Here is a 25,734-nt window from a genome sequence, read left to right as displayed (position 1 = left end):
CATGGGGCTCCCTCCGGGGAGCGGACGGGCCGTCAGGACGACGCCGGCGCGGGCGAGTCGCCGGACGGCGGGGGCGACGGGCTGGTGGTCGGAGAGGCGGGCACGCTCTCCGACGGGGTCGGCGAGGCGGGCGGGGTCGGGTCCGCGCTGGTGGGCGGCGGGGCCGGGTCCCCGGTGGAGCCACCGGACGAGGAGTCCGGGGACCGGGTGCCGGTCGGCTCGGCCGGCGTCGGGCCCGACACCGTGGACACCGGCGCGGCGGCGGACGCGCTTGCCGGGGACGCCGGTGAGGCGCCGCGCCCCGGTACCGACGCGGAGGCCCCCGGCACCGCCGACGGCGAGGCGGAGCTGCCGCCGCCGGTGCCGTACGTGCCGTGGCCGCCGGGGGACGGGGTCGAGGCCTGCCGGGGCGGGGGCTCCTCGGTCGGCACGCCGGGCTGCAGGATCGGTGCGATCGGGGGCTTCTTCGGCAGCGGCTTCGGCGTCGCACCGGACACCCAGGCGTAGGAGAGCCCGGTCAGCCCGGCGAGGACGAGCACGCACAGCGCGAGGCGCAGCCCGGGGCGCTCGGCGGTGGAGCGTTTCGCGGCCCGGAACAGCCGGCCGCCGATCTTCACGGAGAGGTAGACGACACCGGCCATCGGGCACAGCAGCATCACGCTGCCGATCACTCCGACGAACCCGGCGACGAGCTGACCGTGCGCGAACGCGCCGGCGGTGCCGAGGAGTTGCTCGGTCAGCGAGCGGACCATCGTGGTGAGGATCCGCGGCAGGTTCCACAGCGCGTAGCTCATCTCGCCGACGATCAGCGGCACCATGGTGAGCACCCAGGCGGCCACGATGGTGCGCGCGGACCTCTTCAGCCCGGCGACCTCGGTCCGCGCCGCCCGGCCCTTCGCGCCCGGCACCAGGGACAGCAGGATCGGCTTGATCTTGCCGTAGAGGTCCGGCACTCCGGCGAGGTCGCCGAGGATGTAGTAGCCGTCCAGGCGGACGGCCGGCATCAGCTGCTCCAGGATCTCGAAGTGCCCGAGGTAGACGGCGGCCAGGAAGAACTGCGCCCCGGTGGCGAAGTACGCCCCGGCCATGGCCAGCATGAAGACGACGTTGAAGTAGACGCCGCCGAGGTCGGTGCGGAGCCGGCCGGCACGGGAGATCCGGTAGACGTCGGTGACGTCGGTGTACATCGACGGCCAGATGAGGAACAGCCCGCAGCCGATGCAGCCGGGCCGGGCGCCGCCGTAGCGACAGGCGGAGGCGTGGCCGAACTCGTGGAAGACGAGCGAGGCCACGGTGAGGACGAAGACGACGAGGATCAGCACCGGCTGGTCCAGCACCTCCAGCACCGGCTCGATCGCCCCGAAGAAGCCGAACAGCCAGACGTCCAGGACGACCGCCGAGAACAGCACGGCGGTGACCACGGCCGGCCGGTGCAGCCACCCCAGGGCCCCGGCGATCCGTGCCGTACGGCGCTCGTCGAAGATCACCCGGTGGCCCTTGAGGGCGAGCAGCAGGTCGGAGCGCGGGGCGTCGACCTCGTCGTCCTCCTGGCCCTCGGGCACCGTCACGCCGAGCGGCTGGAGCTTGTTCTCCAGCAGGTAGCGGATGTTCTCGCCGCTGACCTCGCGGCCGTAGCGGGCACTGACCCGGTGGGCGATCGTGTCGGCGTCGCGCAAGCCGTCGACGGACGACGCCACCAGGTACAGCAGCCGTGTCAGCTGGACGACCTGCCCGTCCCCCCGACGGGCGATGTACTTGGGTTCGGTGAAGCCCGAGCCCTGGTACTCGCCGTGCAGCCGCAGCCCCGCGCTGAGCCGCGGGGCCGGTCGTGCCGGTGTGGCGACGGTCGGCAGGCTGCCCGTCGTCACCTGCTCGTACGTCACCGGCCAGCCCCCGGGCCCGGGTACCGGGCCGGTGTCGTAGAGCGCGGGCCCGTCCCCGAGCACCGTCATATGTGGTCTCCCCCCACGTGCTGCCGTTTCCCCCCGGCAATCCCGCGGGGGCGGACCGCCCCGCACGCCCGTAAGCGGTCCGCCCCCGCAGTCGTCGTCGCTACTGCGTGACGCTGATCGTCTGCTGGGCGGCCGACTCGGCGTCCGACCACGAGGAGTGGCTGTTCAGGGCGGCCGACTCGTTGTGGGCGTTGATGTTCGCGACGTGCTTGGTGACGTTGACCGTCTTGCCGAAGCTGAACTTCAGCCGTCCGAGCGCCTCACGGCCCGGCAGCAGCTCCGCGGCCTCCGCGTCCAGCTCGCGCATGTCCATGCTCATGGTGGTGTTCCTTTCGTGGTGTGTCGGTCGGGGTGGTGCGCGGGCGTTACTGGGTGACGCTGATGCTCTGGGAGGCGCCGGAGTCGGCCACGGACCACGAGGAGTGGTCGTTCAGGGCGGCCGACTCGTTGTGGGCGCTGATGTTCGCGACGTGCTTGGTGACGTTGACCGTCTTGCCGAAGCTGAACTTCAGCCGTCCGAGTGCCTCACGGCCGGGCAGCAGTTCCGCGGACTCGGCTTCGAGCTCATGAGCGTTCAACATGGGTCGATTCCCCCTCGGGAAACAGGCGGTTCCGGTCGGAGAGAGTCAGGTTCCCCCCGGACTCTGTCCAACTTGGTCGGACGGACCGTCCAACGAGATTGGACACTAGGCCCTCGCGGTGCCGCTCCGCAACCCGTTCGGTGAATCACCCTTTCGGCGGCCCGGCTACCCGACCGTAGAATCGGCGCCGACAGGGACGGTCCGGTCGAGCGGCGAGCAGGAAGTGGACTTCGGTGGCCAACGCACTGCAGCAGTTGATCCGTGAGCGTCTCGACCGCCAGGGCTGGTCCTACGGCGACGTGGCGCGGCGCGGCGGCGTACCCCGCTCCACCGTCCACCACCTGGCCACCACCGACCGGGTCGTCCGCATGCCCCAGGCGACCACACTGGAAGGCCTGGCGAAGGGGCTCCAGCTGCCGCTCGACACCGTGCGCCGCGCCGCGGCCGAGGCCTGCGGCATCCACGTCTACGGCGCCCCGGCCGGCCAGGAGGGCGACGGCACCGCCGCCCGGGCCGCCGACCCCGAGGTGGACCTGCTCATCGCCAGCGTGCAGCAGTTGTCGGCGGAGGACCGCCGGCACGTCGCCGCCCTCGTCGAGTCCCTGCTGGGCCGCTCCGCCGGGCCGGCACCGGAGAAGTGACCCGGCCGGCCGCGGCAGAGTCCGCGCCGGAAAAATTGCAACTGCGCCCGAATGGACCGAGATCCCCCGCTAGTCTCTCGTCCTGCCCGAGGAGCGACAGCCGCACGATCCCGGGCTCCTTGGGGGGAACGTGTTGTTCGTGCATGGCGGGCCGGCCACCGCGGTGGTACGGGGCCCCGCCGGTGAATCGGTCGTCCTGCTCTCCGGCGAGCTGCCGCAGGTGCTCACCGAGGACGCGGTGAGCGCACTGCTGGACCTCGCCGCCGCGATCCTGGACGCGGACGAGCTGAAGCTGTTCCACACCTGTCTGCGCACCCTGCGCACCGACGGCCTCCGGGCGGGCCGGCGCATCGAGGTGGACGGCGCGGTACTGACCGTGTACGAGGGGTGATCAGCCCGGTACGTACGCGCCGCGAACACCCCCGGCCCACGCGCCGCACGGCGCCGCATGCGTAGCCCTCGATCGCCCCCGGTACGTATCGGAAAGCCGTATCCGCGCACCGGATTTCAGTATGTACCGCCGATTCCCGCGCATGATTCAATGGCCGCATTGCCGTATTTTCCCAATCCTTCGGTATTCGGCGAACAGAAAGAGGAATTCGCGGTGGACACCGGCGCAGCGGACGCAACGGAATACTTCCTCTCCTGCTATCTGACGCCGCCCGGACCCGGCGCGGTGTTCTCCGTACGGCACGACCAGAATGTCGCGCTGTGGGAGCGGCGCGGCGACTCGGTCTCGCTGCGGCGGGTGTGGGAGCTGGAGCGCGTCAGCGGCCAGAAGCACCATTTCTGGCCGCTCTACACGCCGGAGCGCGCCGAGGCGTTCCTCGGCGGGCTGCTCGCCGACGAGGGCATCGGCCTGTCGGACCTCAGCGCCACCTGGGGGACGCCCGGTCTGCCGGGCACCCGGCAGGTGCCCGTGCCCGCGGGGGCCGGGGACTTCCCGCTGCACAGCCTCGCCCACCTGTTCAGCGGGATACTGCGGGACACCCGGGTCTTCCGTGAGGAGCAGATCGTCGGGCTCGCCATGGACGCGCTGCCGGACTACGTCCAGGAGCAGCGGCCCAACCCGTACTGGTACGCGGGCTGCGTCTCCCGTGCCGGAGACCTCCGGTTCGCGCCGGTGGAGTCTCCCGGACCGCTCTACACGGCGGCCGAGACGCTCTTCGGGCTGGAGCCGGGCTCGCTGATGGCGCTGGCCTCCGCCTCCCGTACCACCATCGACTTCGACGCCGAACGCGCCGTCAAGGAGCTCAGCCTCTACGGCGGTTCCGCCACCCAGCCGTGGAAGGGCGCCTTCGCGCTGGTCCGCGAGATCGTCGCCGAGGCGGAGCGTCAGCTGGCGGCCGTGCCGGACAGCGCGCTGGACAGCGCGCTCAGCCGTGAGGACAACCTGCGCAGCGCCGCGATGAAGGTGGTGCAGCGCTGCTCCGAGCTGGTCGCGGTGCGCAACGTCGAGCGGCTGCTGGAGCTCGGCGGGGTGCGTGCGCAGGAGAGCTATCTGGCCACCAGCGGCGGCTACGCGCTCAACTGCCCCACCAACACCCTGCTGATGGACCACTTCGGCTTCCGCGGCCTGCTCACCCCGCCCTGCGCCAACGACTCGGGGCAGGGCATCGGCCTCGGCCTGCTCGGCCTGTACGGAACAGGGGTGCTGGACCGCGCCGAACTGCGGATCGACACCGCGTACCACGGCCGCGACATCACCGACCTCGACGCGGCGCTGGAGGAGTTCGAGCCGTGGATCGCGTCGGTGTCGGAGTTCTCCCCCGAGCAGTTCGCCGTGGACGTCAGCGGCTCCGTGGTCGCCTGGGCGGACGGGCCGGCCGAGCTCGGGCCGCGTGCCCTCGGGCACCGCAGCCTGCTCGGTGACCCGCGTTCCCTGGCCGTCAAGGACCTGCTGAACACGTACAAGCAGCGCCAGTGGTGGCGTCCCGTCGCGCCCGTGGTGCTGGCCGAGGAGGCCGGCGCCTGGTTCGCCTGCGACCGGGAATCGCCGTACATGCTGGAGGCGGTCCAGGTGCGGCCCGAGGTCCGCGACCGGGTGCCCGCCGTGGTCCACCTGGACGGGTCGGCGCGGCACCAGACCCTCACCCGGGACGCCAACCCACTGCTGCACCGGGCGCTGACCGCCTTCCACGCGGCGAGCGGTGTGCCCGTGCTCTGCAACACCTCGCTCAACGACAAGGGCGAGGCCGTCGTGGACACCGCCGCCGAAGCGCTCACCTTCTGTGTCCGCAAGGGCGTGGCGGTGGCCTACATCAGCGGCCGGCGGATCGAGCTGCGGCCCGAACCGGTGCCGCCGACGGCCGCCCCCACCCGGCCGCGGCCCCGGGAGCTGGCCTGGTTCACCGGCCAGGAGGCGGACCGGGACGCGCTGTGGCAGAGCTGGCTGGACGACGGCTACACGGTCGAGGGCATGTTCCTGCTGGCCCGCAGCCACGGGTTGCGGGCCGAGCAGGAGCTGTCGACCGTGGAGCGGGTCAATCTGCTGGCGGCCTACCGCGCGAAGGCCGACCCGTCCTTCGCGGGATTGGTCGACAGCTTCCGCCGCACCCACGGCCCCGGCGCCTCGTTCGACTCGCCGTCCACCCTGACCGGGGCCTTCGGCGTGATCAATCCGCTGCGGGCCGGCCGCTGAGGCGACGGGCACAGCGGGTCGACGGGCACAGCGGGCCAGGGGACAACGGCGGAACAGGGGAACACATCGGTTCGGGCGGCGGCCCGGCGGGGTCATGGACGACCGCCGGGCCGCCGCCGTGTGCGCGGGCGCCGTACGAGCGGCTGCCGTACGGACGGGTGCCGTACACGCGCGTGCGCGGGCGGCCGGCGCTCATGGCCGGCCGCCCGCGCACGGGGTGGGGATCAGTAGCGCGGCTTGCGGGTCAGCGCCAGGCCGCCGAGCAGGAAGGCCACGCCTATCACGCCGGCGATGATCGCGGCCGTGGTCTGCGCGGGCTTGTGGGCGGCGTCCGTCACCGCGGTGACCAGTCCGGCCACCCCGCTGATGTAGCAGAAGATGGTGATGAAGATCTTGAGGTTGGGGTTCAACTCGGGGCTCCTTCTGTGCGGTGGTTCTTGCGGGGACCGCGGCCGGCCGGAGCGGTCGCGGCGACTGTGAAGCCGAGCAGCATCACCCAGGCCAGCGGGTCCGTCCGGAACCGCTTCCAGCGGTCCGCGGCCAGCGCCAGTTCGCGCAGTCCCAGGACCCCGGAGGCGACCAGCGGTTCCAGCCGCTGGGGCCCGAGATGGGGGGCGAACGCCTCGGTGGGGTGGTCGGCGTTGGTGGTGGCGAAGGGCCGCAGCACCGGCCGGTCGAAGCCGGCCGAGGCGAGCAGCGCGGGCAGGCGCCGCACGATCGAGCGGTCCCCGCCGGCCGCCGCCTGGGCCGCGGCCATACGGGCGTGCACCCCGGCCAGTTCGGGATACGAGGGGTGGGCCGTCCCCCAGCACCCGTCGTCGACGTCGGTGACCGCGACGACTCCGCCGGGGCGCAGCACGCGCAGGACCTCCGTGAGCACCTGCTCGGGCCGTGCCACGTGCTGCAGGACGTACCGCAGCAGGACGAAGTCCACGCTGTGGTCGGGCAGCGGCAGGGCGGCCGCGTCGGCGACGATCAGCCGGTCGGCGGCGCCCTCGGCGTGGGCGAGCAGCCCCGGGTCGATGTCCACGGCGATCAGCTCGGCCTCCGGCAGGGCGGACCGGAGCCTGCGGGTGACCGCTCCCGGGCCCGCGCCCAGCTCCAGTACCGTCGCCGCGGTGTCGATGCCGAGGCCGCGCAGGACGTGCAGTTCCTCGGCGAAGGAGAGCTCGGCCTGTGCCTCCAGCCGGGCCAGTTCGCCGGACAGTCCGCCGCCGGTCGTGTGCGCCGGGTCGTAGGAGCCGCCGATCGCGGCGCCCCGGCTGGGGGCCGTCACCGGGGACTCGCGATCATCTGCATGCCGTGCCGGGGGCGCAGGGTCACCAGCGCCTCCGGCTCGACCGGGAAGCCGGGGACCAGGCTCAGCCGCACCGACTGCGTCAGCATCGCCAGCACCAGCACCGCCTCCAGCATCGCCAGGTGCTGCCCGACGCAGATCCGGTCGCCGCCGCCGAAGGGCAGATAGAGGTGGCTGGGCAGGTCGGCGCCGTCGAAGCGGTCGGGCCGGAACGCCTCGGGGGCCTCCCAGTGGTCGGGGTGGCGGTGCAGCACCCACTGGCTGACGCAGACCAGCGTGCCGGGGTCCACGCGGTAGCCGCCTATCTCGTCGGCACCGACCGCGCGCCGGGAGATCAGCCACACCGGCGGGTAGAGCCGCATCGCCTCCATCACCGCGCGCCGGCAGACCGGCAGCCGGTGCAGGTCGGCGGCGGTGGGCGGACGGCCGCCGAGCACCCGGTCGGCCTCCTCGCGGACCCGGGCGGCTTCCTCGGGATGACGGTCCAACAGGTACAGGGTCCAGGTCAGGGCCTTCGCCGTGGTCTCGTGCCCGGCCATGACGATGGTCAGCACCTGGTCCCGCAGATCGGTGTCGGAGACCAGGTGGCTGCTGGACATCATCCGGTCCAGCAGCGTCGCCTCGTTCTCCGGCCCTGCGGGACCGCCCGCGCGGCGCGCCGCGATCAGGGTGCGGGTCACCGAGTCGAGGAAGAACCTGGCCTGCTGGAAGCCGCGTTGCCGCTGCGCGGTGTCCGCCGGGTCGGGATCGGGATCGGGTACGTAGTGCCCGATGCAGCGGTTGACGGCGTCGACCGCGCTGCCGAAGCCCTCGCCGATGCCGTCGATGTCGGAGCCCAGGATGGCCCGGGTGAGGATGGTCAGGGTCAGCGCGGTCAGGTGGTGGTCGACCGCGAGCGGCGTGCCCGAGGCCATGGCGCCCTGCCAGCGCGCCAGCATCCGTTCGGTGGCTTCGGTGACGATGCCGTCGAAGGTCTTCACGGAGCTCGGGCGGAAGGCCGGCGCGGTGAGCCGGCGCTGCCGGGCCCAGTCCTCACCGTTGCTGGTGAGCAGACCGTTGCCGAGCAGCGGACGGAGCATCCGGTCGTCCGGCGTCTCCTCCTTGGTGTAGTTGGCGCCGTTGTCCTTCAGGACGTGCCGGGCCAGCTCGGGCTGGTTGAGCAGGTAGACGGTGTCGCCGTCGGCGTGGTGCCGGGTGACGTCCCCGTACTCGCGGGCCAGCCCCTCGATGAAGGCCAGCGGCGAACGCCGCATCAGTTCCAGGTCCACCTCCCCCGGCCCCGGCGGCAGTACGCCGGGCTGTGCATACGGACTCATGTCGAGGACCGTCCCCCTCTGCGGTCTGGCTCCGGCCGAATACGTACGCCGGATACGCAATCGAAACGGAGAATACGTACTCCGGGCCGCGCTATACGCATTCACCTACGTAATTGAATGCGTATTCACGGCTGCTTTCCGATGAAAATCTATCGCACCAGGCTGACCTGCTCAATACTTACTCCCGGAGGCCGGAACTGAGGTCTTGGCATGCCTTTCCGCAGCATGCGAATCTCTCATTCGTCGGCAGGCGGAAACAACTGCCGGCCTAAGAATCCGGAATCCATCAAGGAGTTCGTATGGCTATGGACCAGAGGAAGCGGGCCGAGTTCGTCAACGGCTACACCCGCGCGCTCATCAGCGCCTGGTCGAGCGAGGAGTACGCGGCCCGGCTGCGTACCGACGCTCGTGCGGCGCTGGCCGAGGCCGGCCTGGAGCTGCCCGCCGAGGCGGAGATCGTCATCGTCACGACGGTCCCCGAGGGCGAGCACGAGGGCAACCTCGAGAAGCAGGTGGACCTCTACGAGGCGGGCCTGGAGAGCGGCCGCTTCGAGTTCCACATCCCGGAGACCCCGCAGATCGACACCGCTGAGCTCAGCGAGGGCGACCTGTCGGACATCGCGGCCGGTGGCACGTCCTGCTGCTGCCCGTGCTCCTGCTGCACCTGATCGACCTGATCCGCCACACCAGTTACTGAGGAGTCGTGGTGACAACCGCCGTCGGGGACAACCCCATCACCGTGCGCGGCCTTCGCAAGAGTTATGGCGACTGGCATGCCGTGCGCGGGCTGGATCTGGATGTCGAGCCGGGAGAGGTCTTCGCACTGCTGGGGCCGAACGGCGCCGGCAAGACGACGACCGTCGAGATCCTGGAGGGCATCCGCCGGCGCACCGACGGCGACGTGCGGGTCCTCGGCTGCGACCCGGCCGAGGACCGGCGCGAGTGGCGCGCCAGGATCGGGGTGGTCCCGCAGACCACCGGCGCCTACACCGATCTGACCGTACGTGAGGTGGTGGCCCACTTCGCGGCGTTCTACCCCCACCCGCTGCCGGTCGGCCAGGTCCTGGACATGGTGGGCCTCGCCAAGCACGCGAAGAAGCAGAGCACCGACCTCTCCGGCGGCCAGGCCCGCCGGCTCGATGTGGCCGTCGGTATCGTCGGCGACCCGGACCTGATCTTCCTCGACGAGCCCACCACCGGTCTCGACCCGGTGGCCCGGCGCGAGGCGTGGGACCTGGTCCGCTACTTCGCCGACCGCGGCCGCACCACGGTGCTCACCACGCACTACCTGGACGAGGCGGAGGCACTGGCACGCCGGGCGGCGGTGATCGTCGCCGGACAGGTGGTGCAGTGCGGGCCGATCGCCGAGCTGGGCGGGAGCACCCGTCCGCCCGCCACCGTCTCCTTCCGCATCCCGCCGGAACTGGCCGGACGGGGGCTGCCCCCGCTGCCGGACGGCGCCGAGGCCGAGGCGCCCACCGCCGACGGGCTGCAGCGCATCCACACCCACACCCCGACCGCCCTGCTCTCGGTGCTGCTGCCGTGGGCCCGCGAGGCGCGCGTCGGCGAGCTGCCGGAGCTGCGGGTGCACCGGCCCACCCTCGAAGAGATCTACCTCAACCTGATCGACTCGTCCGCGGCGACCGAAGCGGAGGCCACCCGATGACTTTGACCGCTTCCTCCGGCACCGCGTCCTCCGGCACCAGGTCCCCCGGCCACGAGACCGGGCACGCCCGGCGCACGGCGCGGATGCCGGGCATGCTCAGGGCCGGTGCCGCACGCTCGTCCGTCGAGCTCAAGGCCTTCTTCCGCAACAAGCAGTCGCTGGTCTTCACCCTGATGTTCCCGGTGCTGCTGCTGCTGGTGTTCGGCTCGATCTTCAGCGGCAAGGTGGCCGGCACCGACACCGACCTCAAGCAGGTCTTCATGGCCGGGATCATCGCGGCCGGCGTCATGAGCACCGCGTTCTCCGGGCTGGCCATCAACGTCGCCATCGAACGCGACACCGGCACGGTCCGGCGGCTGGCGATGACGCCGATGCCCAAGTCCGCCTACTTCATCGGCAAGCTGTCGCGTGTCGTGGTGACCACCGTGCTGGAGACGGCACTGCTGCTGGGCATCGCCTGGGGCCTGTTCGGGCTGCCGATGCCGAGCAGCCCCGAGCGCTGGGCCACCCTGGGCTGGGACCTGGCGCTGGGCACCGTCGCCTGCGCGCTGATCGGCTGCGCGTACGCCGCGGCCATCCCGAACAGCCGCTCAGCGTCGGCGATCGTCACCCCGGTCTTCATGGTGCTGCAATTCATCTCCGGGGTGTTCTTCCCCTTCAACCAGCTGCCGCACTGGATCCAGACGGTGGCCGCGTTCTTCCCGGTGAAGTGGATGGCGCAGGGATTCCGCTCGGTGTTCCTGCCGGACTCCTTCACCGCCGTGGAACCCGCCCATTCCTGGGAGCTTTCCCGGATCGCCCTGGTGCTCGGGCTCTGGGCCCTGGCAGGCCTGGTGCTGACCGCCATGACCTTCCGCTGGCGCGGCCCCAGGGTCCGCTGACCGATCGCAACACCCGCCGGGTCCGGCCGCATCCCCCGAGGCGGCCGGACCCGGCGTTCTCCGAGGGGAGCCCGCTGATGACCACCGCCGTGGACCTGCCCGACCCGCTGGTCCATCCGTTCGCCCCCGCGGGGCGGCGCGACCCCTACCCGGCCTACCGCTGGCTGCAGACCCACGCCCCGGTCCACCACGACCGGTTCTCCGGGATGTGGCTGGTCACCGGGCACGCCGCCTGCGCCGCGCTGCTGCGCGACGCGCGTTTCTCCGCCGCGCTCGGCCAGCGGGAGCGGGCCAGGGACGACCGGCTTCCGGTGTCCATGCTCACCACCGACCCGCCCGACCACCACCGGCTGCGCGCCCCGGGCGGGCTGCTGCTCGGTCCGGCCGCCCTGCGTTCCGTCGCGGGCGGGCTGCGGCAGGACGTGGACACCGTGCTGTCCGGCCTCGCCGCGCGGGGCGGGGAGCCCGACGCGATCGAAGACCTCGGTACGCCCCTGGCCACGGCCGTCTTCGGCCGGCTCTTCGGGCTGCCGCCGGCGGAACACGCCGTGTTCACCGACCTGGCCCGCGCCGCCTCGGTCAACCTGGACCCGATGGCGCCTCCGGCGCAGGCCGCTCGTGGCCGGCTGGCCGCGAGCGCCCTCACCCACTACCTCGACGCCCACGCCCGCGCGCTGAACAAGCGCGGTGACCGCACCTCACCGCTCGCCGCACTCGCCGCCGACGGACGGCTGGAGCGGCACGAGATGCTGGGCATCCTCTCGCTGGCCGTGATCGGGGGCTGGCAGCCGCTCGCCGAGACCGTCGGCAACGGGCTGTTGTGGCTCCTGCCCGAGGGGCGGGCGGTGCGCCGGCGGATCACCGGGGACCCGGAGTTCGCCCGGACCTGTGCCGACGAGCTGCTGCGGCTGGAGGCACCGATCCCGTTCGCCGCCCGCGTCGCCACCGAGTCCGTGGAACTCCCGGGGGGCCGGGTCCCCGCCGGGGCCCGGGTACTGGCGGTGATCGCCGCGGCCAACCGCGACCCCGCGGTCTTCGAGGACCCCGACCGGCTGGTCCCCGACCGCAACCCCAACCCGCACCTGGCGTTCGGCGCCGGCCCGCACTTCTGCCTGGCCGCCGCCCTGGTACGGCAGGTCCTGCCGACGCTGCTGGCCCGGCTGCTGACGCGCTTCCCCGACCTGCGCGGCCCGGACCTGCCGCCCTCCTTCGAACCGACCCTGGTACCGCGGCGCCTGACGGCCTTTCCGCTGCACCTCGGGCCGGGCGACGCACCCGAACCGACCGAAGGCCCCTGATGGAAACCGACATCCTGGTGATCGGCGCCGGCGCGGCCGGCCTCGCCTGCGCCCGGCGACTGCACGACGCGGGGCTGGCCGTGGTCGTCCAGGAGGCGCGGCGGCGGCTCGGCGGCCGTGTCCGCACCCATCACCCCGACGACGGCGGACCGCCGCTGGAACTCGGCGCCCAGGTGGTGCACGGGGACCGCAACCCGGTGCACGCCCTGGCCGGCGCCGGCCGGACCAGGCCGCTGCCCCGCGACACCGCCGCCCAGGTCGTCCTCGACGGCGAGTGCCGGGACATGGCCGTGCTGAGCCGTGGCCGCCGGGCGCCGTGGCTGGTCGAGGCGCAGCTGCACGCCGCCCCGGGACCCGCAGGGCTGTCCGTCGGCGGCTGGCTGCGCGGCCGGGGCCTGACCGGACCCGAACACGCCGCGGCCACCGAGTGGTTCCGGCAGAACTGGGCCGCCGAGCCGGACCGGCTCAGCGCCCCCGGCCTGGCCGCCGCCCAGCGGGGAGACCTCTGCGGCTCCGGTGAGTACACCGTCGACGGTGGGCTCGGCACGGTGCCCGCGCTGCTCGCCCACGGGCTCGACGTGCGGCTCGGCAGCCCGGTGCGCGAGGTGCGCCACCGGCCCGGACGCATCAGCGCGCACACCGGCGAGGGCACGCTGACGGCGGTCGCCGCGGTGGTGACGGTACCGCCGGCGGTGGTCACCGCGGGCGGCCTGGGGCTGCCCGACCTGCCCGCGGCCAAGCACGCCGCTGCCGCCCGGCTGCCGCTCGGCGACGCCTGCTGCGCGATCGTCACCCTGGACCGTCCCGCGCCCGCGAGCGCCGTCACGCTCGACGTGGACGGCCGCATGGGCTTCCTCCGGGTCACCGAGGGGCGGCCCGAGGTCGTGGTCGTCGCCAAGGCCGCGGCGGCGGGCACGGTCCGCGCCGCGCTCGCCGACCAAGGCACGCTGCTGCGGATGCTGCGCACCGCGCTGCCGTGGGCCGTGGACGCCCGGATCGCCCGGGTGGTCCCGGCCGACTGGGGCGCCGATCCGCTCAGCGGCGGCGGCTTCTGCGCGCCGCTGGTCGGCGCCGAATCGGCCGCCTCGGCCTGGGCGGAACCCGTCGCCGGTACCGTCTTCTTCGCCGGCGAGGCCACCCGCTGCGGCAGCGGACTGCCCTGGCTGGGCAGTGCCCTGCTGAGCGGTGAACTCGCCGCCGCCCAGGTCCTGGAGGCGGTGCGCCGATGACGTCGTACGCCGCCACCCCGCGTCCGGCCGTGCACAGCGGCTGGTACCTGCTGGCCTTCCGCTCCGAACTGCCGGCCGAACCGACCCCGCTGGCGATCGGCGACCGCGCGCTGGTCGCGCTGCGCGAGGACGACCGGGTCCGTGTCTTCGACGCGGCCTGCCCGCACCGCGGTGCCCATCTCGGCCACGGCGGCCGGCGGGAGAAGGACTGCCTCGTCTGCCCGTTCCACGGCCGCCGCATCGCGCTGGGCGATCCGGCGCGGCCCTGGTCGGTGGCCGAGTATCCGGTGCTGCTGTGGGGGGACGCCGTCTTCGCGCGGCTCACCGGCGATCCGGCGGGCGACCGGGGATTCGAACAGGCGGTCAAGAGGTACGCGGCCGACTACCCGCTGGTGCCCGCGGTCACCCTGCCCGTCGCGGTGGACAGCACCTACGTGGTGGAGAACGCCTTCGACGCGGACCACTTCAAGGCGGTGCACATGGTGCCCGGCGTCCGCGGCTGGACGGCGGCTCCGGGACCGAGCGGGGAGCTGGTCGTCGAGGGCGAGTTCCTCATGCAGACCTCGCCCTGGCGGGACGAGCGGCACAAGGAGGAGGTGCGCTGGCAGGCCATCCGCACCAACACGGTCCGCTGGGAGTACCGTCCGCGCTTCCTGGCCCGCGCCTACAGTCCCGGTGTGGTGGTCACCGAGTTCGGCCCCGAGGGCGAGGTGCACATCATCGTCACCGGCGCCGTGCCCACACCCCAGGGCTGCACCGCCCGCGTCGCCATCGGCGTCCGGGACGACCAGCGCGGCACCCTGCCCGCACTGATCGCGGGCAGCCGCAAGGCGCTGGCCGAGGACCAGGTGATCTGGGAGCATCTGGTCCCCGGTGCGCCTGAGCGCCTGGACGGCCGGGACGCTCCGGTGGTCGCCTTCCGCGGGTTCTGCGCGGACTTCCCCGCCGCACCGTCCGCCTTCGGAGGGACACGATGACCGGGCACGGACTGCACCTGACCGAGTCGGGCAGCGGCCCCGCGGTGCTGTGGCTGCACGGCTACACCATGGACTCCACGCTGTGGCGGCCGCTGTGGGAGCTGCTGCCCGGCTGGCGGCACATCGGGGTGGACCTGCCCGGCCACGGGCGGTCCGGCCCCTGCCCGCCCGGCCTGACGCTGCCCCGGCTGGCGGACCGGCTGGCCCAGGTCGCCGAGACGACCGGCGCCCGCCGGGTGGCCGGCCTGTCCTTCGGCTCGACCAGCGCCCTGCAACTGGCCATGCAGTACCCCGAGTTGGTGCACCGTCTGGTCGTCGCCGCGCCCACGCTCGCCGGGACCGCCAACGAGCCCGCCGCCGAGCAGCGCTACAAGCAGCTGATGCTGCTGTACCGGATGACCGGTCCGGGCGAGCAGCTGACCGATCTGTGGATGGCCTCGCCCCCGGACATCTTCCGCGGCACCGAGTCCCACCCCGAGCTGCGCGCGTCGGTGCGGCGTACGGTGCTCCGGCACCGCTGGGCCGAGCTCGCGGACGGCTCCATGGACACGCTCACCGCACACCGGCACACCCGCGCCGACCTGCGTACGATCACCGCCGCGACGCTGGCCGTGGTGGGCACCGAGGACATGCCGGCGTTCACGGCCAACGCGGAGCTGCTGCGCGGCGAGGTGCCCGGGTGCCGGGTGCTGACGGTTCCGGACAGCGGTCATCTCCCCTTGCTGGAGAGGCCGGAGGCGGTGGCGGAGGCTCTTGCCGCGCACCTTCGCTGAAGGGCGGCACGAGGCTCAGCCACTCCCGTCCGCGCGCGGGCGGTCGCAGCGGCGTATCTCGACACGGTTCCCGCCGAACAGCGGCACCCGTTCGGCCCAGGCACGGGCCTCGTCGTCGGAGCCGACGTCGATCAGCCACATCCCGCCGACCTCCGGCAGGCCCTCGCCGGCCCGCTCGCCCGCTCCCGCGAAGTCCGGCCGGGCCAGGCGGGCGCCGAAGACGACCCGCACCCCGGCCTCGTACAGGGACCGGCCGAAGGCGCGGTTGGCGGCGAACCGCTCCTCGCGTTCCTCCTCGGCCATCCGGTCCCAGGCCACTTCGGGACCGTAGATGAGCAGCGCGTATTCCATGGGCCCTCCCTGTCTCACATCTGACGGCTGGCCAGCCGGGCGAACAACCCCTCCGTGTCGGCCAGCAGTTCCTCGTACGTGCCCTGCTGCACGACCCGCCCCTGGTCCAGTACGACGATCCGGTCCGCCTCCGCGACGGTGGACAGCCGGTGGGCGATGACGATCCGGGTCGCCTTGAGCCGGCGGGTGCTCTCCGTCACCAGTCGCTGGGTCGGGTTGTCCAGGGCGCTGGTGGCCTCGTCGAAGAAGACGATGCGAGGGCGGGAGACCAGCGCCCGGGCGATCATCAGGCGCTGCCGCTGACCGCCGGAGAGGGTGCTGGTGCCCTCGGAGAGCACGGTGTTCATGCCCATCGGCATGGCCGCGATGTCCTCGGAGATCCCGGCCATCTCGGCCGCCGCCCACGCGTCGTCCACGGTGTGCTGGGTGCTTCCGACGATGTTGGCCTTGATGTCGCCGGCCAGCAGCGCACCGTGCTGCAGCACCACCCCGCACTGCCGGCGCACCGCGGACAGCTCCAGTTCGGCCAGGTCCTGGCCGTCGTACAGCACGGTTCCCGACTCGGGGCGCTCGAAGCCGAGCAGCAGCCGCAGCACCGTCGACTTGCCGCTGCCCGACGGCCCGACCAGCGCCACGAACTCGCCCGGTTCCACCTGGAGGGTGACGTCCTGCAGCACCAGCGGCCCGTCGTGGCCGTAGCGGAACGAGACGTGGCTGAGCGCCACCCGGCCCGACAGGTCGCCCGGTTCGGCCTTGGTCTCGTCGGTCTCCGGTGCCTCCTGGAGGATCGGCCGCAGCCGCTCCAGCATGGGTACCACTCCCATCGCGGTGACGGCGGCGGAGGTGAACTGCAGGCTGGAGGCGATCAGCAGGTTGAAGGCGGTGAAGAAGGACAGGAAGACCGGGATCGACACCTGCCCGCGCAGCGGTCCGCCGACCACGGCGAAGACGATGGTCGAACAGACCAGCGGGAAGCCGGCGTTGAAGGTGGTGACCAGGTTCTGCACGCGCCGCGAGGACGCGGCCAGGCTGCGGCCCCGGGCGACGTGTCCGGCCCAGGACCCGAAGACCCGGTCCTCGACCGCGGTCACCCGCAGCTTGGGTACCGCCGTGAGCAGCTGGAAGACCCGGGAGGACATGGCCTGTTCGTGTGCGTACAGACGCCGCTGCCAGCGGACCTCGAACCGTCCGGCGACGGCCGCGAAGATCCCGCCGAACAGCACCAGCGCGGTGGCCAGGAGGGCGAGCCGCAGGTCGTAGAAGTAGACCAGGACCAGGTTGGCCAGGCCCGTGAGCAGACCCAGGGTGGCCGTGGTCATCATGCCGGAGAGCGTCTCCTGGGCGGCGCTGACGCCGAGCACCGTGGTGCCGAGCTCACCGGTTGACCAGCCGGAGAAGAAGGAGGCGGGCAGCGACAGCAGCCTGGTCCAGACACCGACCTGCATGGCCGCCGACGAGCGGCTCTCGATCCTGAGCACGGCGATGTTCTGCACCACCGAGAGCGCGGCCACCGCGAGCGCGGAGCCGATCACCACCAGCGAGCCCTCGACGATCAGGTTCCGCTGGGCGTGCTCCACGAAGGTGCCGAGGATCTTTCCGGTCATCACCGGGACCAGCAGGCCGATCAGCGCGACCAGCGCGCCCATGCCGGCGAACATGGACAGATCGCGCCGGTTGTTGCGCGCTCCGAAGCGGAGCAGCCCGGCGACGCTGCGGACGGTGCTCGGCAGCGGCCGGTACAGGACCGTGGCCCGGTTCTCCAGCCCGTCCGCCACCTTCGCGTCGAGCGGGGTCACCGTCCCGGCCTCGGCCAGCACATAGCGCCCGCCGACCGGCAGCAGCGCCACCGCGTCGCCGCCCTTGCGGTAGCCGACCATCGGGCCTAGGTCGCCCCGCCACCAGCGGCCCTCCAGCCGGATCGTCCTGGTGCGCACCCCGGAGACCAGCGCGATCGCCTGGAGCTGGTCCAGGTGCCGGTCGTGGCCGGATCCGGCGACCGGGGCCTTGACGGTGAAGCCGAGCTGGGAGGCGACCAGCCGGGCGGCGGCCAGGGCCGGCGGGTCGGCCGCGGCGTCGGCGATCCGGACCCGGGAGGCGGTGTCGCGCAGCACGGTGTCGAAGCCGCGTGCGGACTCCTCCAGGGTGCCCGCGTCGCGTTCGCTGCGCGCCGTGAACAGCCGCTGCTCCTGGGCACGCTGGCGTTCCACGCGGCGGTCCACGGTGAACAGCAGCCGCCCGCTGTGCCGGGCGAGCTGCTCCCAGAGCCGGCCCTGGGCCAGCAGCTCGCGCGGCGAACAGGCGCTGACCCGGGCCGGGCCACGGGCCACCAGCCAGTCGTGGTCGGTCAGGAAGAGCTGCTCGCCCGCGGTCAGCTCGCCGGCGATCCCGTCCGGCATCTCGACGGCGCCCGACTCGATCCGCACCCAGCGCACCCCGTCGACCGAGCGCAGCGCCTGGTTCTTGGCCAGTTCGGTGGTGTCGTCGGGGTTCAGCGGGAGGAACTCGCGCGGCGGCAGACCGTCGCGCAGTGATCCGGCCAGGGCGCGGATGCCGCGCTCCAGGCCCACGACGCACTGCTCGACCACTTCCTGCCGGGTCCGGGGGCCGAGGCCGCGGTCCGCCTCGCCGCCGCTGCCGCTGTCGCCGTCGCCGTCGCCGGAGAGGCTCTCCAGGTGCCCGGTGGGCAGCAGGGCGACCCGGGCGCCCTGGACCGGACGCGCCACGATGCCGTGCCGGGGGCCGGTGGGGGAGCCCGGCAGCAGGGTGCCCGCGTCGATCCGGCAGAGGAAGGTCCACCTGCCGACCGGCGTGCCCGCCTCCAGCCGGACCGCGAAGAGGTCCACGGCGCCCTGCGCCACGAGCAGCACCCGACGGGGGTCGTCCAGGACCAGGTGCCGGTCGGTGCGGGGCGTGGCGGCGTCGGTGAAGAAGGGGTGCAGCGCCGAGGCGGTCTCGGTCACGGGAGTGCTCACAGTTCGTCCTCCTCCTCGCGCCGGGCCGATTCGATCAGCGCGGCGTAGCGGCCTCCCATGGCCAGCAGTTCGTCGTGGGTGCCGCGTTCGGCGATCTCGCCCTGGTGCAGCACGATGATCTCGTCGGCGTCACGGACGGTGGAGAGCCGGTGCGCGATGATCAGGCAGGCGCAGCCGCGGCGGCGCAGGTTGTCCATGATCACGCGCTCGGTCTCCGGGTCCAGTGCGCTGGTCGCCTCGTCCAGCACCAGCAGGGTGGGCTGGGCGGCCAGCGCGCGGGCCAGCTCCAGCCGTTGCCGCTGGCCGCCGCTGAAGTTGCGCCCGCCCTCCTGCACCAGGCTGTGGATACCGCCCGGCCGGGTCATCACGGTCTCGAAGACCGCGGCGTCGTTCAGCGCCGCGGAGACCTCCTCGTCCGTCACGTCGTCGTTCCAGAGCGTCAGGTTGTCCCTGACGGTGCCCTCGAACAGGGAGACCTCCTGGTCGACATAGGCGAGTGAGGAGGCCAGTACGGTCCGGGAGATCTCCTCGCGCGGCTTGCCGTCCAGCAGGATCCGGCCCGACCAGGGGGTGTACAGGCCGGTCAGCAGCCGCCCCAGGGTGGACTTGCCGCTGCCGGAGCCGCCGACCACGGCCACCCGGCTGCCGGGTGCCACGGTCAGGGTCAGGTCCTTGATGACGGGTTCGCCCAGCGGGCTGTAGCCGAACCGGACCTGCTCGAAGTCGAGCCGCCCGTCGAGCCGGGGCTGGGCCGGCGGGTCGGGGCGGGAGAAGCAGTCGGCGACCGGGTAGCGCTCCACGTCGTAGAGGCGCTTGACGTCCGCGGTGATGTCCTGGAGCCGGCCGCCCAGGTTGGTGAGCTGGGTGACCGGGCGGCTGAGCGCCACCAGCAGGGTCTGGAAGGAGACCAGCAGGCCCACGCTCATCGCGCCGTCCACCACGCGTCCGCCGCCGACGAGCAGGATCAGCCCGCTGTTGAGGCCGGCCAGCATCGGCGGGATGACGGTGAGCACCGCCGTCGGCACGCCCAGCTTCTGCTTGACGGTGACGACCTTGGCCATGAACCCGGCCCAGCGGCTGAAGGCATCCGGTTCGGCACCGGTCGCCTTGACCGTCTCGATCAGGCTCAGCGTGGTGAAGGTGGTGGCGGTGAGGTTGCCGCGGTCGGTGCGCAGCGCCGCGACCGCGTCGGTGCGGGAGCGGGAGACCGCGTGCAGCACGACGACGTTGAGGAACGCCATGCCGACCCCGATGATCCCGAGCAGCACGTCGTCGCGGATCAGCAGCACCGCGTAGAACAGCACCAGGACCAGGTTCACCACGGTCAGCACGAAGTCCCGGGAGAGGATCTCGGCGACCGTGTCGTTGCCGGAGACGCGTTTGGCGACCTCCGCCGGGCGGCGCTGCAGATAGAAGTCGACCGGCAGGCGCAGCAGATGGCGGAAGAAGCGGGCGGAGCTGACCAGCCCCATCCGGATCTCCAGCCGCAGCAGGTAGTGCCGCTGGACCGAGGTGAGGACGAACACCGCCAGCGCGGTGAAGGCCATCGCCACCAGCAGGGGCACCAGGTAGCCGGGGCTGTTCCCGGAGAGCACCTGGTCGATGTAGACGCGGGTGAACGCGGGCGCGGCGATGCCGGGAAGCACCAGCAGCACGCTGGCCATGAGCACCAGGGGCATGGCACGGCCGCTGGGCAGCCGCCGCTCCAGCAGGGCCCGGCCGATGCCCGGCCTGCTGCCCCCGGGTTGGAAGTCGGGGCCGGGTTCGAAGGACAGGACGATGCCGGTGAACCCGGAGTCGAACTCCTCCCAGTCCATCAGCCGGGGGCCGCTGGCGGGGTCGTTGACGGCGACGACGGTACGGCCGTACCGGCTGCGTATGCCCTCGACGACCATGAAGTGCTGGAACGCCCAGAAGATGATGACCGGTCCGGTCAGGTCCTTGAGCTGGTCCGCCTCGGTCTGGTAGCCGCGGGCCACCAGGCCGTAGCTGCGGGCGGCCTGCAGCACGCTGGAGGCGCGGGCTCCGTCGCGGGAGACCCCGCAGGCGCTGCGCAGGTCCTCCAGCGGCACATGGCGGCCGTAGTGGCCGAGGATCATGGCGAGGCTCGCGGCGCCGCACTCCACCGACTCCATCTGCAGCACCGTCGGCACGGAGTGGCGCCAGCCGCGCTGTGCCGGTGCGCGCCGCCGGCGCCGGCGGCGACCGGGCGGCGCGGCGGCCGGCCCGTTCTTCTCCGGGGTGGGCTGCGCCGTACCGTTCCGGGCAAGGGTGTCCGTCATGCTGGTGCCCCCTTCAGCGGCCGAGGAAGAGGTCGAAGGGTGTCTGGTGGCCCAGGTTGATGGTCGCGGTGACCGACACCTGGGTGCTCAGCCGGCCGGGCGGTCCGCTCGCCGAGGTCCAGGCGAAGCCCGTCGGTGTGCCCTCGGCGCGCAGCAGGCGCACCACCACCAGGTGCGGTGGGGAACTGCCCGCGTAGGCGTGGGCCGCGAGGTCGCCGCCGACCAGTCCGGCGACCGCCTCGCGGGTCAGCGCGTAGGGGCTGACCGACTCGATCCGGCCGCGCAGCAGACCGAACGTCCCGGCCGGGGCGGTGGACACGGACAGGTCGACCGACTCGCCGGGCGCCAGCCCCGCCGCGCGGGAGGAGGGCACGAAGACCATCGCCACCATGGCGTCGGGGTCGGATCCGCCGCCGGTGGCCGTGTCACCGTCGGTGCGTTCGACGGACGCCACCGTCGTGCCGGGCCGGACCACCTGCCCCTTGTCCACCGGGAGGCCGACCACCTGCCCGGCGAACGGGCTGCTGACCACCCTGGCCCTGCCCGCGGCGTCCTTGACCCGGGCCAGCGGCTGGCCCTGGGCGACCGTGTCCGCGGGCCTGGCCAGCACCTCCTGGACCACACCCGCGTAGGGGCTCTGGACCAGCCCGGTCCCGCCGGGTCTGGTGAGCAGCCCGGGTGCGTCGACGCTGATCGGGAGCCGCCCCGCGAAGACCCAGAGCAGGGCCCCGGTCATGGTGATCATGACCACGAAGAGCGCGATCCAGCCGCGCGGCGCGGCCAGCAGCGTCGGCGTGTCCAGCTCGTCCGGCTCCCGCATGCGCTGCAGCGCCTTGAAGCGGAACTTCACCGCTGTTCTCCCCCCTCGCGCCTCATCGGCGTCTCATCTCCGGTTCTCTCCTCGGGGCACCCCGATGTCCTGACGTGGTGTCAGGGGCCGGCTGCCCACCACGAACTCGCCGACCGTCCCCTCGGTCAGCCAGTCCAGTCCGCTGGCCGCGGCGAAGTCCTGGGCGTCCCCGCCGCCCAGCCCGCAGGTGGCGAGCCCCATCGCGGTGCCGACCAGGTAGAGGCTCTGGTAGAGCACGCCGACGTGCTTGAGGATCAGCGGGTAGGCGACCGCCTCGTACTTCCACATCACCCGGCCGAAGCGGGCCGTGATCAGCAGCAGCACCTGCGGGTCCTCGGTCATCAGCGAGGTCTCCCTGGCCGCGGTCAGCAGCGCCGCCGTGGCCGGCCCGGGCTCGGCGACCAGCTCCAGCTCGTGCCGGTCGGACGCGTAGTGCCACAGGCCCGGCGCCAGCCCGGCGCAGGAGCTGACCAGCGGGTAGACCTCCAGTTCGTGCACCGCGCCGCCGCTGGGCAACGGCCGGTCGGCCAGTTCCTGGCCGTCGCTTCCGACGAAGGTCCCGCGCTGCCGCATCGTGCGGTAGAGCAGCTCGGCGAGCTGCTCCAGGGTCAGCGGCCGCTCGTCGTGGTCGCGGATCGAGCAGCGGTCCTCCAGGATCTCGGCGAAGGGCCGCTCGCGCTTCGCCACCTGCTCCAGGTCCGGTACCGGCAGCGCGATCCGCTCGCCGGTGAACGGCGGGGGCGAGGCGGGCTCGGGAGCGAACCTGGCCGCGCCCGGATAGGTGCCGCCGGACGCCGCCTGCGTGCCCGGCAGCCGGGTGTAGGCGTGGAAGGCCAGGTCGGCGGCGGACCACTGGGCCGTACGGCGCTCCTCCGGGTGCTCGCGGTCCGGGCCGTCCTGGTCCAGCAGCCGGGCCGCGGTGAACAGGCGCAGCGCCTGCCGCATCGTGTCGAGCGGCAGTCCGCCGTCCCGGTGGGCGAGCTGGGCCGGGGTGGTCCAGTCCGTCAGTGCCGCGAGCAGTACCGCTGCGGCCGGCCCGAGCTCGACCGCGAGCGGACTGCCGGGCGCCCGCAGCACCAGCACGCCGTCCTGCGGCGTGGCGGTGACGAAGCGGGACAGCCGCAGCCGCGCCGCGGGGTCGGGCGCCGGTCCCGGCGCGCCCGCGCCGCGGCCGACCACGCGCAGCCGCGCCAGCGGCCGGCCCGGCTGGTGCCCGGCGCCGTCCTGGTGTTCCCGGTGCTCCTCGTGCAGCGCGTGCTCCAGCAGGCCGTGACCGTCCAGCTTGCGGACCGTCAGATGCCAGCGCAGCAGTCCGGCCTCGCCGTCGCGCTCGGCGACGGCTGCGGCCAGTTCCTCCTCGGGCCGCTCGCCGCCGGCCAGCGCGGTCAGCGCCGCGCGGATCCCCGAGGGCGGCTCCCCCAGGTCGAGCGTGCCGAACGGCGCCGCGATCCGCAGCGCACCGCCGGGACGGGCCGGTGCGAAATCCGCGTCCCTGCGCAGCCTCAGCCACCACCGTGCCGCGCCGGGTGCGGTGTCCGTGCGGTCCGGCGCGGGGCGCTGTGAGGTCGTCGTCATCGGTTCCCCTCCAGCGGGCTCTAGAAGAAGACGTTCTTGGGGTTGAGCTCCGCCTCGGTCCGCGGCGCGTCCAGCCAGCGCTGGCGGACCGGTACGTCGTAGAGCCGGCCGGGTCCGGTACGGCGCCAGAAGTGCCGCATGCCGGGGGCGATCACCTTGACCACGCTGAGGTCGAGGTCGGGGCGGCTCTGGTCCAGCACGATGACCTCGATCCCGCAGGCACGGGCACGCGCCACGCAGTCCGCGACGTGCCCCGCGAGGTCGTGGCCGACCATCGGGGCGAAGTCGCTGACGGTCGACGCCCGGACCGAGGGGTCGGGCAGCAGCCAGGGCTCCTCGGCCACCTTCGTCTCGCGGCACCAGGCCAGCGTCTCCAGGTCGTCGGTCCGGTAGACCGTCGCTCCGTGCTCGTCCCTGCGGTCGACGAACGGCAGGAACTGGTTGACCTCGGTCAAGGCCCGGATCGCGGCGATCCTCGGGTCGGGGTGGGCCCCGAAGCCGACCATCACGTCCTCGACCTCGTGGTCCCGCCGCGAGATCGCCGCGAAGGTGGGCACGCCCAGGTCGGACGTGATGTCCAGGACCCACAGCTCGCGGTCCATGGAGGCGTAGAAGGCACGCATCTGGGCGACGTACGGGTCGTTCAGCGAGTCCAGGTCGAAGGCCGGCCGGGGCAGCCGGTTGTACCACCACAGGGCCACCGCGTCGCGTTCCACGACCTCGCAGAAGCCCTGCAGCACCGCCTCCTCGACGGTGTTGCCGCTGGCGCAGCCGTTGGAGTCGCTGACGCAGTAGAAGTGCCGGGCCATGTCCGGGTGCCCGTACCAGGCGTAGCCGGCCGGGACCAGGCGCTCCGTCTCGTGGGTGAGCGACCAGGCGGTGGACCAGTCCAGGTCGAGCTCGGTGCGGAACGGGTCGGGCACCAGGTGCAGCCGGTGCAGGGGGTTGGCGTTCCACTCCTGCCGGTGCTCGAACTGCTCGGCGGAGAAGAGCAGCAGCTCGTCCATGTGCAGCGCGACGGCCGGGTCCAGGTCCTGGTAGGCGGCGTGGACCACGCGTTCCTCGCCCCGCCAGACCGCCGAGTAGCGCTCGATGGCCTCGCAGACGGCGCTGACCTTGGCCTGGATCTCGGAGCGGCCCTTGCCGCCGCTCTGGCCGCGCATGTTGCGGCGCAGCAGGTCCATGTTGTCGTTGACCATCGCGAAGTTGTGCCCGGCGGTGAAGCTGAAGGTGATGCCGTTGCCGGTCTCCTCGTGCGCGCCGAGCTTCGTGATGGCACCGAGGTGGGGGCTGATGTGCTTCTTCAGCCGGTCGTAGGTGGCCTGCGGGGCCTGCACCCGGTAGCCGCCGTCGGTGGTGTGCCGGGCGGGGCTCGCGGTGAGCGTCACCTTGGGGCTGCGCTCGCTGATCAGCGTCGGGTCGCCGCAGCTCGGGCACTGCGGCTGGCGGATCAGCAGGTGCTCGTCGGTGCCGAGCGCCGGCAGGTCGAGGCTGATCATGCGCCCGTCGAGCCGCTCGGATGCGCCGGTGGCCAGCAGCTTCGCCAGCTCCACGGCCAGCAGCTGGGCCAGTGCCGCGGGGCCGGCCGGGACGGCGGCGGTGGCCGGCTGGTACGGGACGCTCTCCCCGCGCTTTCCGCTGAGATAGCGCTCCACCTGGCGGTTGCCGCTGATCCGCTGGCGGATGCAGTCCCAGCAGCCGGTGCTGTCCGGCCGCAGCAGCGGGCCGAGCCAGGGGGCGGTGCCGGTCGGGCGGGCGAGCAGCCACGGGCGTCCGTCGGCGAGGCGGGCCCGGTTGAGCCGCTCCAGCAGCGGGTCGAGGTAGTCGTCCACCAGGGCCACGGTCAGCGTGTCCGGCCCCGCGGCGAGGGCCTCGGCGTGGGACACCTCCCGGGCGCGCAGCCCCATTCCCTCCAGAGCCTGCACCACCGGCGCGGCCTCGGCCGCGCCCGCGACGGTGACCAGCACCTCGGTACGGCTCGCCGCGTCGGCGACCCGGGCCGGGTCGACGCCCTGGGCGTCCCAGTAGGCGAGCACCGCGTCCGGCAGGTCGGGGCGGCCCTCGGCGAGGTGGCCGGCCACCTCGTAGCGGCGCAGCGCGGTCAGCGCGGGACCGAGCGACAGCGTCCCGCTCAGCTTCTGCAGGATCTCCGCCACGGTGTGCCGGCCGTCCAGATACGGCAGCACATGGACCGCGGCGGCCCCTTGGACCAGGAATTCCTGGCCCTCGCCGAGCAGGAAGACCTTGGATCCGTCCACCACCTCGGTCCGGAAATGCGCTTTCAGGCGCGGTCGCTCCATATGGGATCCCCCCGGAAGTTCATGGGCGCGTCGCCGATTCGACGATCGGCGGCCCATTCGAACACGAGGTCAAAACAGCTGTACATACCGCACATTCGGTATCGGTATCCGCGTATCCCGGTGTACGTATCCGGCGCACTGAAGTATTGCCA

The 25,734-nt window shown here is 72.9% G+C and carries 22 protein-coding genes; 10 read left to right on the top strand and 12 right to left on the bottom strand.

Annotated elements, in window-relative coordinates:
* Positions 1-32 precede the first annotated feature (32 nt).
* The 3 genes from IO33_RS0136065 to IO33_RS0136055 all read right to left on the bottom strand — a co-directional run bounded on the left by IO33_RS0136065 (position 33) and on the right by IO33_RS0136055 (position 2,533).
* Positions 33-1,952: a zinc metalloprotease gene (locus tag IO33_RS0136065; protein ID WP_031173014.1), complete on the bottom strand. Its 1,920-nt coding sequence runs from the start codon at positions 1,950-1,952 to the stop codon at positions 33-35.
* A 100-nt stretch (positions 1,953-2,052) separates the two neighbouring features.
* A complete protein-coding gene (locus IO33_RS0136060) occupies positions 2,053-2,271 on the bottom strand; it encodes a hypothetical protein (RefSeq protein WP_031173012.1) in 219 nt (72 codons plus the stop codon).
* A 46-nt stretch (positions 2,272-2,317) separates the two neighbouring features.
* Positions 2,318-2,533: a hypothetical protein gene (locus tag IO33_RS0136055; protein WP_031173011.1), complete on the bottom strand. Its 216-nt coding sequence runs from the start codon at positions 2,531-2,533 to the stop codon at positions 2,318-2,320.
* Between the two features lie 233 nt (positions 2,534-2,766).
* Here IO33_RS0136055 and IO33_RS0136050 point away from each other — a divergent pair, with 233 nt between their 5' ends.
* The 3 genes from IO33_RS0136050 (at position 2,767) to IO33_RS44760 (ending at position 5,815) form a co-directional block, all read left to right on the top strand.
* Positions 2,767-3,174, top strand: coding sequence for a helix-turn-helix domain-containing protein (locus IO33_RS0136050; RefSeq protein ID WP_031173008.1), 408 nt, complete (start codon positions 2,767-2,769; stop codon positions 3,172-3,174).
* A 139-nt stretch (positions 3,175-3,313) separates the two neighbouring features.
* The gene (locus IO33_RS0136045) at positions 3,314-3,565 is read left to right on the top strand and encodes a hypothetical protein (protein WP_245235960.1); all 252 of its coding nucleotides are present in this window, start codon (positions 3,314-3,316) and stop codon (positions 3,563-3,565) included.
* Positions 3,566-3,778: 213 nt separating this feature from the next.
* Positions 3,779-5,815 (top strand): carbamoyltransferase C-terminal domain-containing protein, encoded by a 2,037-nt coding sequence (locus IO33_RS44760; RefSeq protein ID WP_051927158.1) that lies wholly within the window; start codon positions 3,779-3,781, stop codon positions 5,813-5,815.
* A 224-nt stretch (positions 5,816-6,039) separates the two neighbouring features.
* Here IO33_RS44760 and IO33_RS0136035 read toward each other — a convergent pair whose 3' ends face one another.
* From IO33_RS0136035 to IO33_RS0136025, 3 genes are read right to left on the bottom strand one after another with little or no spacing between them, the layout of a single operon-like run.
* On the bottom strand, positions 6,040-6,225 hold the full coding sequence (locus tag IO33_RS0136035) for a hypothetical protein (RefSeq protein ID WP_031173002.1): 186 nt from the start codon (positions 6,223-6,225) through the stop codon (positions 6,040-6,042).
* The gene (locus IO33_RS46175; protein ID WP_051927157.1) at positions 6,222-7,091 is read right to left on the bottom strand and encodes a class I SAM-dependent methyltransferase; all 870 of its coding nucleotides are present in this window, start codon (positions 7,089-7,091) and stop codon (positions 6,222-6,224) included. Before IO33_RS46175 ends, IO33_RS0136035 begins: the two co-directional genes overlap by 4 nt.
* The gene (locus IO33_RS0136025; protein ID WP_031172998.1) at positions 7,088-8,428 is read right to left on the bottom strand and encodes a cytochrome P450; all 1,341 of its coding nucleotides are present in this window, start codon (positions 8,426-8,428) and stop codon (positions 7,088-7,090) included. Before IO33_RS0136025 ends, IO33_RS46175 begins: the two co-directional genes overlap by 4 nt.
* A gap of 299 nt (positions 8,429-8,727) precedes the next feature.
* On the opposite strand from IO33_RS0136025, the gene IO33_RS0136020 reads away from it, so the two are divergent.
* From IO33_RS0136020 to IO33_RS0135990, 7 genes are all read left to right on the top strand, one after another.
* Entirely contained in the window at positions 8,728-9,096 is a 369-nt protein-coding gene (locus tag IO33_RS0136020; RefSeq protein ID WP_245235959.1) for a hypothetical protein, read from the top strand.
* A gap of 38 nt (positions 9,097-9,134) precedes the next feature.
* Positions 9,135-10,094 carry an ABC transporter ATP-binding protein gene (locus tag IO33_RS0136015; RefSeq protein WP_031172995.1) on the top strand — a complete coding sequence of 320 codons (960 nt, stop codon included), beginning with the start codon at positions 9,135-9,137 and terminating at the stop codon, positions 10,092-10,094.
* Positions 10,091-10,975 (top strand): ABC transporter permease, encoded by an 885-nt coding sequence (locus IO33_RS0136010; protein ID WP_078964026.1) that lies wholly within the window; start codon positions 10,091-10,093, stop codon positions 10,973-10,975. The genes IO33_RS0136015 and IO33_RS0136010 overlap by 4 nt, the downstream gene beginning before the upstream one ends.
* A 77-nt stretch (positions 10,976-11,052) precedes the next feature.
* Positions 11,053-12,273 (top strand): cytochrome P450, encoded by a 1,221-nt coding sequence (locus tag IO33_RS53620; RefSeq protein ID WP_031172991.1) that lies wholly within the window; start codon positions 11,053-11,055, stop codon positions 12,271-12,273.
* Entirely contained in the window at positions 12,273-13,502 is a 1,230-nt protein-coding gene (locus IO33_RS0136000; protein WP_031172990.1) for a flavin monoamine oxidase family protein, read from the top strand. Before IO33_RS53620 ends, IO33_RS0136000 begins: the two co-directional genes overlap by 1 nt.
* Positions 13,499-14,479: a Rieske 2Fe-2S domain-containing protein gene (locus IO33_RS0135995; protein WP_031172988.1), complete on the top strand. Its 981-nt coding sequence runs from the start codon at positions 13,499-13,501 to the stop codon at positions 14,477-14,479. Before IO33_RS0136000 ends, IO33_RS0135995 begins: the two co-directional genes overlap by 4 nt.
* Complete coding sequence (locus tag IO33_RS0135990) at positions 14,476-15,252, top strand: alpha/beta fold hydrolase (RefSeq protein ID WP_031172987.1); 777 nt, start codon at positions 14,476-14,478, stop codon at positions 15,250-15,252. Before IO33_RS0135995 ends, IO33_RS0135990 begins: the two co-directional genes overlap by 4 nt.
* A gap of 15 nt (positions 15,253-15,267) precedes the next feature.
* Here the strand turns inward: IO33_RS0135990 and IO33_RS0135985 are convergent, their stop codons facing one another.
* The 6 genes from IO33_RS0135985 to IO33_RS0135960 are packed head-to-tail and all read right to left on the bottom strand — an operon-like array spanning position 15,268 to position 25,582.
* Positions 15,268-15,603 (bottom strand): YciI family protein, encoded by a 336-nt coding sequence (locus IO33_RS0135985; protein ID WP_031172985.1) that lies wholly within the window; start codon positions 15,601-15,603, stop codon positions 15,268-15,270.
* 14 nt (positions 15,604-15,617) lie between these two features.
* Positions 15,618-18,575 (bottom strand): NHLP bacteriocin export ABC transporter permease/ATPase subunit, encoded by a 2,958-nt coding sequence (locus IO33_RS0135980; protein WP_051927155.1) that lies wholly within the window; start codon positions 18,573-18,575, stop codon positions 15,618-15,620.
* Complete coding sequence (locus IO33_RS0135975; protein ID WP_031172981.1) at positions 18,572-20,857, bottom strand: NHLP family bacteriocin export ABC transporter peptidase/permease/ATPase subunit; 2,286 nt, start codon at positions 20,855-20,857, stop codon at positions 18,572-18,574. Before IO33_RS0135975 ends, IO33_RS0135980 begins: the two co-directional genes overlap by 4 nt.
* 13 nt (positions 20,858-20,870) lie before the next feature.
* Complete coding sequence (locus IO33_RS0135970) at positions 20,871-21,707, bottom strand: HlyD family efflux transporter periplasmic adaptor subunit (RefSeq protein ID WP_031172979.1); 837 nt, start codon at positions 21,705-21,707, stop codon at positions 20,871-20,873.
* A 33-nt stretch (positions 21,708-21,740) separates the two neighbouring features.
* Positions 21,741-23,282, bottom strand: a complete 1,542-nt coding sequence (locus tag IO33_RS0135965) for a SagB family peptide dehydrogenase (protein WP_051927154.1) — start codon at positions 23,280-23,282, stop codon at positions 21,741-21,743.
* A gap of 20 nt (positions 23,283-23,302) precedes the next feature.
* A complete protein-coding gene (locus tag IO33_RS0135960; RefSeq protein WP_031172975.1) occupies positions 23,303-25,582 on the bottom strand; it encodes a TOMM precursor leader peptide-binding protein in 2,280 nt (759 codons plus the stop codon).
* Positions 25,583-25,734 lie beyond the last annotated feature (152 nt).

Origin of the sequence: Streptomyces durhamensis (assembly GCF_000725475.1) — a bacterium.
GTDB classification, from domain to species: domain Bacteria; phylum Actinomycetota; class Actinomycetes; order Streptomycetales; family Streptomycetaceae; genus Streptomyces; species Streptomyces filipinensis.
This window is presented reverse-complemented; position numbering and strand designations above follow the sequence as displayed.